This is a genomic window from Paenibacillus sp. PastM-3, assembly GCF_029893965.1.
Classification (GTDB): domain Bacteria; phylum Bacillota; class Bacilli; order Paenibacillales; family Paenibacillaceae; genus Paenibacillus_AQ.
On the sequence record NZ_JARXXP010000018.1, the window covers coordinates 16,461 to 29,150 of the forward strand.

The 12,690-nt window shown below is 38.9% G+C and carries 12 protein-coding genes, 1 tRNA gene and 1 pseudogene; 8 read left to right on the top strand and 6 right to left on the bottom strand.

Going from position 1 to position 12,690, the window contains the following annotated elements; all coding sequences use genetic code 11:
- The first annotated feature begins 136 nt into the window (after positions 1-136).
- The 3 genes from M2108_RS21865 (at position 137) to M2108_RS21875 (ending at position 1,986) form a co-directional block, all read left to right on the top strand.
- Positions 137-817 (top strand): M15 family metallopeptidase, encoded by a 681-nt coding sequence (locus M2108_RS21865; protein WP_277471470.1) that lies wholly within the window; start codon positions 137-139, stop codon positions 815-817.
- Between the two features lie 76 nt (positions 818-893).
- Positions 894-1,421 (top strand): WGxxGxxG family protein, encoded by a 528-nt coding sequence (locus M2108_RS21870; RefSeq protein ID WP_277471471.1) that lies wholly within the window; start codon positions 894-896, stop codon positions 1,419-1,421.
- A gap of 479 nt (positions 1,422-1,900) precedes the next feature.
- A tRNA-Leu gene (locus M2108_RS21875) sits at positions 1,901-1,986 on the top strand.
- Positions 1,987-2,148: 162 nt separating this feature from the next.
- Here M2108_RS21875 and M2108_RS21880 read toward each other — a convergent pair.
- A complete protein-coding gene (locus M2108_RS21880) occupies positions 2,149-2,343 on the bottom strand; it encodes a hypothetical protein (RefSeq protein WP_277471472.1) in 195 nt (64 codons plus the stop codon).
- A 770-nt stretch (positions 2,344-3,113) separates the two neighbouring features.
- Between M2108_RS21880 and M2108_RS21885 the strand changes: the two genes are divergently transcribed.
- From M2108_RS21885 to M2108_RS21900, 5 genes and pseudogenes are all read left to right on the top strand, one after another.
- Positions 3,114-4,529, top strand: coding sequence for a nucleotide sugar dehydrogenase (locus M2108_RS21885; RefSeq protein ID WP_277471473.1), 1,416 nt, complete (start codon positions 3,114-3,116; stop codon positions 4,527-4,529).
- 104 nt (positions 4,530-4,633) lie between these two features.
- Positions 4,634-5,377 (top strand): glycosyltransferase domain-containing protein, encoded by a 744-nt coding sequence (locus tag M2108_RS21890; protein ID WP_277471474.1) that lies wholly within the window; start codon positions 4,634-4,636, stop codon positions 5,375-5,377.
- A 300-nt stretch (positions 5,378-5,677) separates the two neighbouring features.
- Positions 5,678-6,648, top strand: a pseudogene (locus M2108_RS21895) (IS3 family transposase).
- A gap of 18 nt (positions 6,649-6,666) precedes the next feature.
- Complete coding sequence (locus M2108_RS31650) at positions 6,667-6,978, top strand: glycosyltransferase (RefSeq protein WP_481856938.1); 312 nt, start codon at positions 6,667-6,669, stop codon at positions 6,976-6,978.
- 105 nt (positions 6,979-7,083) lie between these two features.
- Complete coding sequence (locus tag M2108_RS21900; protein ID WP_277471475.1) at positions 7,084-7,593, top strand: glycosyltransferase family 2 protein; 510 nt, start codon at positions 7,084-7,086, stop codon at positions 7,591-7,593.
- Between the two features lie 205 nt (positions 7,594-7,798).
- On the opposite strand, the gene M2108_RS21905 is transcribed toward M2108_RS21900, so the two are convergent.
- From M2108_RS21905 to M2108_RS21925, 5 genes are all read right to left on the bottom strand, one after another.
- Entirely contained in the window at positions 7,799-8,812 is a 1,014-nt protein-coding gene (locus M2108_RS21905) for an NAD-dependent epimerase (protein WP_277471476.1), read from the bottom strand.
- Position 8,813: 1 nt separating this feature from the next.
- Positions 8,814-10,136, bottom strand: a complete 1,323-nt coding sequence (locus tag M2108_RS21910) for a UDP-glucose dehydrogenase family protein (protein ID WP_277471478.1) — start codon at positions 10,134-10,136, stop codon at positions 8,814-8,816.
- Positions 10,137-10,148: 12 nt separating this feature from the next.
- A complete protein-coding gene (locus M2108_RS21915; RefSeq protein ID WP_277471479.1) occupies positions 10,149-11,096 on the bottom strand; it encodes a glycosyltransferase in 948 nt (315 codons plus the stop codon).
- A gap of 85 nt (positions 11,097-11,181) precedes the next feature.
- Positions 11,182-11,844 carry a glycosyltransferase domain-containing protein gene (locus M2108_RS21920; RefSeq protein WP_277471480.1) on the bottom strand — a complete coding sequence of 221 codons (663 nt, stop codon included), beginning with the start codon at positions 11,842-11,844 and terminating at the stop codon, positions 11,182-11,184.
- Positions 11,841-12,632, bottom strand: coding sequence for a Gfo/Idh/MocA family protein (locus M2108_RS21925; protein WP_277471481.1), 792 nt, complete (start codon positions 12,630-12,632; stop codon positions 11,841-11,843). The genes M2108_RS21920 and M2108_RS21925 overlap by 4 nt, the downstream gene beginning before the upstream one ends.
- Positions 12,633-12,690 lie beyond the last annotated feature (58 nt).

The window sequence follows — 12,690 nt, forward strand, 5'->3', positions numbered from 1 at the left end:
GGAAAAAGACCCTGCTGGCCGGGGTCTTTTTGTCATTTACTGAGCGGTTTCTTACGGAATGGGTGCACACACTTTAGGCAAACCGTACAAGCAAAGCAGGCAGAGAGGGCATCTACTATACCAGGGGGTGAGGAAAATGCTGACTTTAGATCAGGTGAAAAGTAAATCGGCAGGCTGGCTGGGCAAGCTTCATCCGGTTCTGCTGGCAGGTGCCAGCGCTCTGATCCAGCGCAGCTACGCCAAAGGCATCCCGATCGTCATCACCCAGGGCATGCGGACTATAGCCGAACAAAATGCACTGTATGCGCAAGGCCGCACCAAGCCGGGAAACATTGTAACGAATGCCAGGGGCGGCTCCAGTTATCACAACTATGGTCTGGCTATTGATTTTGCCCTGCTCCTGCCGGACGGCAAGACTGTCTCCTGGGACACATCCCGTGACGGCAACAATGACAAGATGGCTGACTGGCAGCAGGTGGCGTTGGAAGCCAAGAAGCTGGGTTTTGCCTGGGGCGGGGACTGGACCTCCTTCAAGGATTATTCCCATCTCGAGATGACCTTCGGGCTGACCACGGAGCAGCTGCGGGCGGGCAGGCAGCCGACGGTGCAGCAGGTTAAGGATGCACTGGCCCTGATTAACGGGACAACCGGCGGAACGGATCAGGCCATTACAGTCACACTGAATGGAGTTAAAATTACCAGCGGTCTTCTGGAAAACGGCATAACCTATGCACCGGTGCGGGCGGTTGCTGAAGCACTGGGCGCACAGGTCACTTACGATGCCGCCAGCAGGACTGTGAACCTCGTCAGGGAATAAGGACCACCTGTATAGATGATGAGCCACATGGGGAAATTATCAGCGAAATACAATTTCCTCAAAGGGGGCATTTCTCTTGAACAAGCTGGTCACAAGCCTTGCCTGCACTACACTGTTATCCATGAGTCTGCTGGGATCGGGTTATGCAGTTAATGCTGCTGGCACCGGTGGGGGAATGGGTACATCCATTCCGGATACCGGAGCAAACGGTATGAGAACCGAGCGCATCCGTGAAACGAATGGAACGGGTACTCATATACTGAACGGAACGGACCACCGGATGATGAATCAGACCGGGAATACGATGAACCGCAACGACAATACACTGATGAACAGAGTCGAGCAGAGCGGCGACAAGCTGATGAACAGAACTACCGGTACAGTTCGTAAAGGTGAGAACATGGTGAACAACGCGGTCCGTGATCGTGACAACCGCACCGTCTCCCCGCTGTCCACCACAAATCAGACGCACAGATATCGCGCCACTAGCACAACTACCAATACAGACAACGACAGAGGCTCCAACTGGGGCTGGCTCGGTCTGATCGGTCTGCTGGGTCTGGCCGGCATGCGTAACCGTAGCGGCGAGCGGGAACGTCATTAGCAGGTAACCTGCTGCTGTAATGACAGCCGGGCTGTTGGCGGATGTTACCGGATGTTGCCGCAGGATATTTAGCCCTTTGCTGGGCGGTAATGAGCAGGAATCAGGGGCAGGGCTGCCCCTGATTTTGGCTTGTGCGGGCATTGAAGGTGGCTGTGGCCGCTATGGGCGTGAATCAAGGGCTAAAATGCCTTTGAATTAGGGTAATGGGCGGCTGAAGGCGGGAATCAAAGGCAAAAATGCCTTTGAAATAGCTCGTTTGATGCTGTTGGCGGGGAATTATAGGTAACTTTACTCTCTCGGTGTACTGAAGTAACAACTTCATTGTGTGATAATTAAGGGTACTTTATAGGACAAGACCTGTGCAGGTATGCTAAAGTAGCCCTAATCTAATGTAAAATAAAAAATATTGGTAATATGGATTGCGTGATCACCGTATACATGATATGATATTTATTGTCGTGTTAGAGCGTACATTTTATGCCGGGGTGGCGGAACAGGCAGACGCACAGGACTTAAAATCCTGCGAAGGGTGACCTTCGTACGGGTTCGACCCCCGTCCTCGGCACTAGAAGAACAAGGGTTTCAGCTCATTAGAGCTGGAACCCTTGTTTGTTTTTAAGCGGGTTTGCTAACATTTTGCTAACGGCGCCTCTTTTTTGGTGTGGATTCGAGGTTTCCGGTACGCTCGAAGTGGTGTTTGTCAGACTCCACGACGAGTTGTTATTGTTCAAACTCTGCGTTCGAGAATTCGGTCACTCTCCATTCTCAGCCGCAGGATTTCTGCTCTGATGACTTCTTTACGACAAGGTAAAGTATTCTTGTTGCTATGCTCCAAAGCAAGATTTACGTGGAGTATGGCAATGTCCAGCAGCGCAGAACTGATCGCCTCATTATCTAAAGCTCTCCAGGCTTTGTACTTCATTGAGATTCTTCCTTACACCTGGATTTCTTTCAGGCGTACTCCATACTTAATCAAAAAGCTGGCTGTTGAATGGAATCTGATGTGTGGGAATTCTTTGCGAGTATGTCCTTGAATTTGTGGTTTAGGTATTCTGTCTTCATGGGACTGCCATCAGGCCAGCAGCATACAAGACCGCAATCGACGTAATCTTTGCCGTATTGCTGTTTGTATTTTTTCTTTGTTTTTTGAGATGTTTTTCTTCGAAATTGATGCAATCCCACTTTAATCCAAGTACCCCGGAACGCCGAAGTCTATAGTGAGCCGCGGGATAGACTGCCGATTCTATCGGTGTACCCAAACAAACCTCAAATAGCTTTTCGAGCTGTTCGACAGTGTAATAGCTGGCATTGAACTTCTCCTCGATTTTTCATAGATTCTGTACTAGCAGTAACAATTGACTTCCATCAGCCCTTCTTCATCTTCGTTTTGTGTATTATTTTCCAACTGACATCAACTCCTGACTATGTGTAGAAGCAAGCTGAATCAGCTGCCGCACATGTTCATCTACCAGGGAGTAAAACGCCAGCTTTCCTTCTTGCGATATTTAACCAGGTTTAATTTTCGGGGATCCGATGATATTTGCCACATTAAAAACAACATGCGAAATGCATGAGACTAATTCACACGCTAAATTAGTCTTATATCCTATTCCGTTTTGATTATCAATACATAGTATGAAAGTATACAGCACTAGGGGGGAGAGATATTGATTAACAAGGGTATCCATAATCATGACTAGTTACAATAAGCCTGTTATATCACGAAGTCCATTCAATCAAAATGTAGAAAGAAGGAAGGTTTTAGAATTGGAGAAGAACTCACCATATTCTAATTTAAAAGAAAAATTAATTTCTCTAAAGGCTAAAGTTGGCGTAATTGGACTTGGCTATGTAGGGATGCCTTTAGCAATTGAATTATCAAAAAAAGGTTACCAAGTTTATGGAATTGATATTAATGTAGAAAAAATCAGTAGATTAATGAACATGGATTTCTATATGTCAGGAGTAAATAAAGAAGATTTACACGAAGTGATAAACAGTAAAAAATTTATTCCTACAAATGATTTTTCAGTAATTTCATCATTAGATTCTATTAACATTTGTGTTCCTACTCCTTTAACAAAGGATGACATCCCGGATGTGTCGTATATAAAATCAGTAGTTGAAGAAGTAAAACAATATATGCATAAAGAATTACTCATTATTTTAGAAAGTACTACTTATCCGGGTACAACAGAGGAGTTGATCGAATATGAATTGACCCAAAAAGGATATAAAGCTGGCGAGGATTATTTTCTTTGTTTTTCCCCAGAAAGAGTTGATCCTGGTAATGGAAAATATATCACAAAAAACATACCAAAAGTAATTGGAGGAAAAACAAAATTCTGTACTGAAATAGCAACCTTGTTATATAAGGATGCCATTCAATCACTTGTACCTGTTTCTTCCCCTAAGATAGCCGAAATGAGTAAGCTTTTAGAAAATACATTTCGCAGTGTGAATATTGCATTCATTAATGAAATGGCGATGTTATGCGAAAAATTAGAAATAAATATATGGGAAGTAATTAAAGCGGCGAGTACAAAACCCTTTGGTTTTATGTCATTTTCTCCTGGCCCTGGTGTTGGAGGACACTGCATTCCTCTTGACCCTATGTACTTATCATGGAAAGCAAGAGAATTAAACTTTTATAGCCGTTTCATTGAATTAGCACATGAAATAAATCATTATATGCCGGAGTATGTGTTAAATAAGGTTGAAATAGCGCTTAATAAGGTTAATAAATCTGTCAGAAACTCTAAAATATTATTACTAGGCATGGCGTATAAGCCGAATATTGATGATTTACGGGAATCTCCTAGTCTTTCGATCTATCATACATTAAAAGAAATGGGCGCTTTAGTTAAATACAATGATCCTTATGCAACCCAGTTTACAGATAATGAAGGGAATATTGTACATTCCATTGAATTGGATCATCAAAATCTTCGTAATTTTGATTGTATTATCTTATTAACAAACCATAATGTTTATAACTACCACGAGATTTCGGAAAATTCCAACTTAATTATGGATACAAGAAATGCCTTTAAAAATATAGATAAATCTAACATTGTAAGGATCGGAGATTCTCCTCCAGGTTGCTGAGCTTCATTCAGCATAACAGGTACCTGGCTCAGAACTTTTGCGTTAGCAGACGCTGTGTAAGTGGTACACGTTTAGATTAACAAACATACTGGAGGTATTTACTAATGGAGCAAAACAAAATAATATATCAATCTGAAGTAGGTACTTCAGTCGGTCAAAGTAATAAAAATAAAGTTGTCGTTTATACTGCTATCACAGCTAATTATGACAATCTTTATGAACCCCAGTATAAATCCGATAAATTTGATTATGTATGCTTCACAGATAATCCGGAACTTAAATCAAATTTTTGGAAAATAATACCCTTTCCGCGTCAGAATCTTGATTCGACAAGAAAGGCAAGATATGTAAAAATACAACCTCACTTGTTTTTTCAAGACTATAACTACAGTGTATGGGTAGATGCAAATATTACTATCGTTGGAGATCTACACGAGTTGCTGCAAAGTTATTTGAAGGAATCTTCACTTGTCTTTTTTAGGCACTCTGATGGAAGAAACTGTATATATAAAGAAGCAGAAGTTTGCATACGGAGAAACAAAGACGACAAAAATGTCATTCTTGCCCAAGCTGAAAAATATGAAAAAGAGAGATATCCAGAAAATAATGGCCTTATTTCTACTGGAGTAATTCTAAGGAGGCACAATGATCCAAAAATTATAGGAACAATGGACGCTTGGTGGAATGAAGTTGAAAACTTCAGTAAAAGAGATCAGATGAGCTTTAATTATATCGCTTGGAAGTATAATACCCCTTTTTCTATTCTCGATGATTACATTAGAGATAATAAATACTTCAAATGGAGAATTCACGATCATGAGACAAATCAAAAAAAATCTTTGATCTAATGTCAATACGAAGTATTAAAGTCACGAAGAATGAATATTTCGGTGGAACAGAGTCATTGGGATAATAAGTGAGAGCCAGCCGGGGAGGGGGCTCTCTAAGCGAAAGTGACTGTTACTTGCATTGACAGCTCGATGCAATGCTAATGTTCAAAGAAAAAGGGTGATATTAAAATGAGGTTTGGTGGTAGCGATAAAATAACAATTCAATCCATATTTAAGGTGGATCGTCTACACTTAGTTGGACATAAAAAATAAGGGCTTGTAGAATAAACCTATCAAGTTAAAGAGCGGAACTCTACAATGCCAAAACAACAACGACGTACGTTTACAGCAGAATTCAAGAATCAGATAGTACAACTCTATGAGAATGGAAAATCACGAGCTAATGGAGGTTCACATCCTAAAGCAAGCCGCGCTGATCATGGGACGAAAGTAGCTATCATCCGGAATAACCGCGATAAATACTCGGTATCCAGCAATGTGCGAAGTCCTGCAAATCGCAAAAAGCACGTTCTACTATGAACCCAAGGACGAAAAGAAGGAAGATTGGGCTGAGCGCAGCGATTGTGGAAATCTTCCACAAGAACCGTAAAGCCTACGGCACACGCAAAATTAAAGTAAAACTGAAAGAATAGGGATTGGTAGTATCTAGACGCCGTATTGGACGAATCATGAAAGAGCAGGGGTTGGTTTCCACCTACACTATCGCGCAGTTTAAGCCCCATAAGACGGCTTGTAACGATGCGGCTACGACGAACGTGCTGAACCGTGAATTCGAGCAGACGAAGGCTAGGCGCTTTGTCGTGAGTGATCTGACCTATGTAAAGGTTCAGAACAAATGGCACTATATTTGCGTGCTCATTGACCTATTCGATCGAGAAATTGTGGGACACAGCGCAGGGCCAAACAAGGATGCTGCTTTGGTTTCCCGCGCCTTTGCTTCGGTAAAAGGCGATCTACGCCAAATCGAGTGGTTCCACACGGACCGTGGCAGCGAGTTTAAAAAGAAACGATGGACGAGCTTTTACTCACCTTTGAAATCGGACGCTCCCTCAGCAAGAAGGCTTGTCCCTATGACAATGCCGTGGCCGAAGCGACATACAAAGTCTTGAAAACCGAGTTCGTTAACCAAATGGAGTTCCATAGTCTTCGGCACTTGGAAATCGAACTATACGATTACGTCAATTGGTTCAACAAGCATCGTATTCATGGCACATTGGATCCAGACACCGGTTCAGTATCGTCAAGAAGCCTTTAAAAAAGTTGTCTGATTTACTGTTGACAATCCAATAGTTGATGATGGCAGTAACAAGGAAACAAGCAGATTTTTAAGGGCATATGCTGAAGTCTATAATTGTAAGCTTATTAGAAATGATTATGCCCAAGGATATACAATTGCTGCTAATATAGGGTTACTGGCATCCTCTTCTAAATATTGTGTGTTACTTAATAGTGATACAATCGTTACACTTCGCTGGTTAGAAAAGCTAATTGCATGTATGGAATCTGAGAGGGCTGTAGGTATAGCAGGTCCTCTTTCCAATGCAGCTTCTTGGAAATCCGCACCAAAATTGTTTGAACAAAATGATTGGGCACAATAAATTCACTCCCAGAAAAAATGAACTTGGAACAAATGTCGAATTTAGTGGAAAACCAGTCAGATAAATGTTTATCCAGAAGTTCCACTTTTAAATGGATTTTGTTTAATGGTTAAAAGAGAGGTTATAGATAAAATTGGTTATTTTGATCAGGAGACTTTTTCAGAAGGATATGGCGAAGAAAATGATTATTGTATCCGAGCAAAAAATGCTGGCTTCAAACTAAAAGTAGCCGATGATTGTTTGAGGGAAAAAGTTGAAAATGAGATAGAAAACGGTGAAAAGGTAAAAAGAAGTAATATCTCGATTTTATTTATTTTGCCAACAAAAGGAGGAGATGGGGGATCACACTCAGTTGTACAGGAAACAATGGGACTTCGTACATTGAATGTAAATGCAAAAATAGCCAACAATCTTAACCATAAGATTCCATTTTCCGAAAAATACTTAAATGTTGATGAATTTTGTGTTTATTATAAAAATCAAGATGAATTAATTCGCCTTTCTCAACACTTTGACATCGTAGTAGCTACCGTATTTAAAACGGTGAAAATGTTAAAAAACATCATCGAATGTCACCCCATGCTTTTGCCAAAACGAATTGGATCCGTAATATAATAAAAGAAAATCATGGAATTGAGGTTTATATCATGGGATATTCTATAGGGAACAAGTTGCAGAGCTTTTACAAGCCTCCAATATTTTTATTGATTTATCAACTGCTAAAAATTATTCGATAGAAAAAGCAAGGCTTTCGCTGTATCAGTTTTTCGATAATATGTTAAATAATAAAGAAAAAGGAATTGACACATAAGTCAATTCCCTAATTCATGTCCACTTGATTGTAATATTGATTATACCAGGTTATAAATTTGTTGATACCGTCGTCAATTGATGTATTTGGTTTAAAGCCTACATCTTCAACTAAATTTTTTATGTCAGCATAGGTTTGGTACACATCCCCAGCTTGCATTGGAAAATAATTTTTTTTCGCTTTTTTACCAGTTGAATGTTCAATCGCTTGAATTAAATCTAATAATCTTTCAGGTTTATTATTCCCAATATTATAAACCTTGTAGGGTAAGGTTTGATTAAATATTGCTGGAGAGTTTTCTATAAGTCTAGTGACACCTTCAATAATATCATCAATATAAGTAAAATCCCGGTACATATCTCCATTATTAAATACTTTTATCATTTTATCTTCAATAATAGCCTTTGTAAAAGAGTAATATGCCATATCAGGTCTTCCATACGGACCATAAACTGTGAAGAAACGCAATCCGGTTGCAGGTATTTTATAAAGGTGACTATAAGTATGTGCCATTAGTTCATTAGACTTTTTTGTAGCTGCATATAAACTAACGGGTTGATCAACCCTGTCTTCTGTTGAAAATGGTATCTTTTGATTAGAACCATACACAGAACTTGAGGAAGCATAGAGCAGGTGGCTTACTTTGTGGTGTCTGCACATCTCGAGAATATTGAAGAATCCCACAATATTGGATTGTATATAAACATGTGGGTTCTCAATGCTATATCTTACACCTGCTTGTGCCGCCAGGTTGATTACTATATCAATATTGTTTTTTGAAAACAAGGTTTCAAGATAGTCCCTGTCAATTAAATCTGCTTTATGGAAAGTGAAATGATCAAATTTCTTCAATATGTTCAAACGGCTAAGTTTAAGGTTCACGTCATAATAATCGTTCATGTTGTCGTATCCTATTACTTTGCAACCCATGCTCAATAACTTTTTGGAAAGGTGCATACCAATAAAGCCGGCTGCACCTGTAACAAGATATGTTTTTGTGCGATCTACAGGTTTTAAATTCATTTTACACACCTACACCATAGTATTTAAATCCTTTTCCGGTTAATTCTTGTTTATCGTAAATATTTCTAAAATCAAAGAAATACTTTCCACTATTCAGTTCATCATATTTATCAAAATCCAGGTTTCTGAATTCATTCCATTCAGTGAGAATCAAAGTAGCATCTGTATTTGCAATAGCCTCGTAAGTTTCTTCACACCAAATCAGGTTATCTTGTATACCATGAAGACGCCATGTACCTTCTTCACGTCCTTTTGGATCATATACCTTTAGCTTTATACCATACTTCACTAATTCAGGTAAGATGACTAATGAAGGTGCTTCCCTCATATCATCTGTATTAGGTTTAAAAGTAATCCCTAGAACCGCTATAGTTTTTCCCTCAACTTCACCCAGAGCATCCACGATCTTATCTACCATTTTAAGTTTTTGTCTTTCATTAGCTTTTATAGTAGCTTCTATTAAAGAGAGAGGTTCACCGCTATCTTGGGCAATTTTAACGAGAGATCTGGTATCCTTTGGAAAACAGCTTCCTCCATAACCAGGACCTGCATGTAAAAATTTGGGAGAGATGCGTCCATCCTTTCCCATTGCTTTAGCTACTTTTTGAACGTCAGCCCCCACCTTTTCACAAAGATTAGCTACTTCATTAATAAAGGTAATTTTCATGGCAAGAAAGGCATTTGAAGCGTACTTAATGATTTCTGCCGTTTCAATGTTGGTTATGACAAAAGGAGTTTCATTGATATATAGGACTCGATATACGTCTTTCATTAGATTGATAGCTTTTTCATTCTCAGCACCGATAACTACTCTATCAGGATGAGTAAAGTCTCTAACTGCAGATCCCTCTCTTAAAAATTCAGGGTTTGAAACTACGTCGAAAGTATAGTTTACCCCTCTTTCGTTTAGAGCATCTTGCACCAGTGACTTGACTTTTTGTCCTGTTCCTACGGGTACAGTCGACTTATTGACAATCACCTTATATCCATTCATGTAAGTAGCTATACTCTCGGCAACAGTAAGAACATATTGAAGATCAGCGCTTCCGTCATCTGCTGGCGGTGTTCCAACCGCAATGATGATAATGTCATTTTTTTCTACAGCATCCTGGATATTAGTTGTAAAATATAGTCGTTTATAATAATAATTTTTTTCGACCATTGTTTTTAATTCTGGCTCATATATGGGAATAATCCCTTGTTTTAAACGAGCAATTTTGTTTTGATCAATATCAACACATGTAACTTTATGGCCAAAGTCTGACAGGATTGCACCCGACACTAAACCAACATAACCTGTACCTACTACGGCAATTCTGGACATTAATTACACCTCTTATATACCTTTTAAGTAGTAGAGATTTAATATCTGATCAAACTTTTTAGCTACAGCATTATAATTGTAGTTCTCTAAAATATAAGGCTGTATCTCACTCAAATACTTTTGTCTTTGTTCCTCATCACTAAGGATGGAAAGAGCCTTTTGTAATTCATTTTCATTATTGACAATGGCATAATCTAACTTGAACTTACGAAGTAACTCAGAATAAGCAGCAGAATTTGATACAATTGTGGGAATACCATTTGCAATCGTCACTAGCAATCTGTTATTGCTCTTTTGTTTTTCCAAACTATCGTGAGACAAAAAGCATAGACTATAGCGTTTTAGATTATTAATAAATCCTTCATATTTCCATTCTATTAACTCAACATTGTCTAATTTAATTTCTTTATTGCCTATAACACCTACTGAATATTTAGGTTGCGCGGATATATAATCAATTGCCCACATGGCTGATTCTAAATTACCTAGTTGGTGATTACCAAACCAAACTACTTTTCCGTTAAACGGTGAAAGGGAAGGGTTCAATTGTTCAACATAATCGATACCATCATTCAAAATGCAACAAGGTTTACCTAGCTTCAATTCCTCTATCCGCGCTTTTTGAGTTTCATTTGCAACAGTAATTAAATCAGCTTGCTGCGCAACTTGGTTAAATGATTCTCTGGCATCATCGTACTGCCGTCCTACCACATCATAGATGAGAAAAACCTTTCGTTTCTTTTTTTGATCCAGAATTTTTATTAAATTTTCTTGTGAAGCGGTTTGATTCACAACAATAATGTCAGCATTCTCCGGATCATCAAGATTAGCTATATACTTGTTGGGAAATAACTTTTGAAGATGATCTATTAGATATAAAGCCCGAAGTCTTGATGTGGCATTTTTTATAAAAGGTCTTCTTTTTGGGATAAATGTTATCTTAATCGGATTATTTTCCACTTTTACTCCCCTCCCAAAATAGTCTTATATAATAATATGCGTTAAATTTTGTTATGCTTGATTAAAATGCCTAAACAAAAGGTTTTTATGAATTATTTTTATGTTTATACCCAATGATATAGGGATTTATACGAATTTGTTGGCCAATTTTGATTTCATTTGCAGTGATTCCCAATTTCCACAGACAGAACACTAGAGAACACTGATCTCGTTCGCTTCCAGTAGCGATTTCGTTCCACCAAAGTTCATTCAATTGGTTTATTTTTTCCGTGTTTTTTCTAATAATAAATCCACTCTCAAATAACCCATAATCGCGAGGAAATCCTTCATTTAGATACTTTATTCTTACACGGTCCGCAATTTCGGTGCTTACTTTGTTGACTTTTAAACAGTGTTCTAATTCTTGATAGGTGCAGTTTCGTCTTGGATGCTTGTATAAGGCAATATCTTGGCCCTCTAGACATTTCACTATCATCTCATGAATATCTTTTGCTTTTAATTTGAAATTTGCATCCAAATAAATGCTTAGGTCATGTTCTGGTAGAAATTTATGAGATAACAATTTGATTAAACGAGCCATTTTTCTTGGGCTTTCAAATTGTTTGTCCAATACTTTAATCGTCCATTTATCAGACTTTATGCTTGGGTCATCCGTAAACAGAATATAATCCACACTTTTATCTATACATAAGGGTTCTTTAACGGAATCATGATCACCAAATAATGAAGTATAAACAACTACCTTCATAGTATGCCCTCCTCAAGTCTATTAGCGAATGATCGCTTAAGATAACTTACGTACCACATAATGTCCAAAAGAGGATGGGGCGGGTTGTCCGAAAATAGCTGGAGTAGTTGTCCAGGACCGCCACGAAGCGTTCTCTTAGCCTTGACCGGTGTTTTCAAATAGAAGGAATCGGCAGCCACAACTATACTTTCTTGTCGGTAGGATAGATTTTTTTCTATAACAGAATCCACTTTTTGATAGATAAATAACTCTTTGGTCATATAGTCAGATTTGATCAACCGATCTCTTTCGGTGATTGTCAACGTCCTTACTTTTTCCTGGGATAAGCGGTTGGCTACCAGATTTGCTATGACCCCATTTTTGAAAGTAAGCACAGCATTAGCCACATCCATCTGCCCAGATTCCGTCAGGCTATAACCTACCGCAGAAAGGCTTTGAATCGGACTTCCGACCAAACTTAAGACAATATCAATGTCATGGATCATAAGGTCAAAAATAACCTCTATGTCAATCACTCGGTTGAGGGCCCCTAATCGCCTCGTTTCAATGGAAATCATTTTGGGGCGATTAATAATTTTGTTTAGCTGTTGAATTACCGGATTGAATCTTTCCACATGTCCTACCTGAACAATGACATTCTTAGCCTTGATTAATGGTTTGATTGGTTCTACCTCTTTCATCGAACTGACGAATGGTTTTTCAATCAAAACATGTTTTCCTTCCTGCAATGCCTGTTGGATGAAAGTGAAATGTAAACTGGTTGGAACAGAAATGATTACTGCATCCACTTTTTTAATAATTCACTAAATGACGCAAAAGGAAAAACATCGTACTCATTAGCTATTT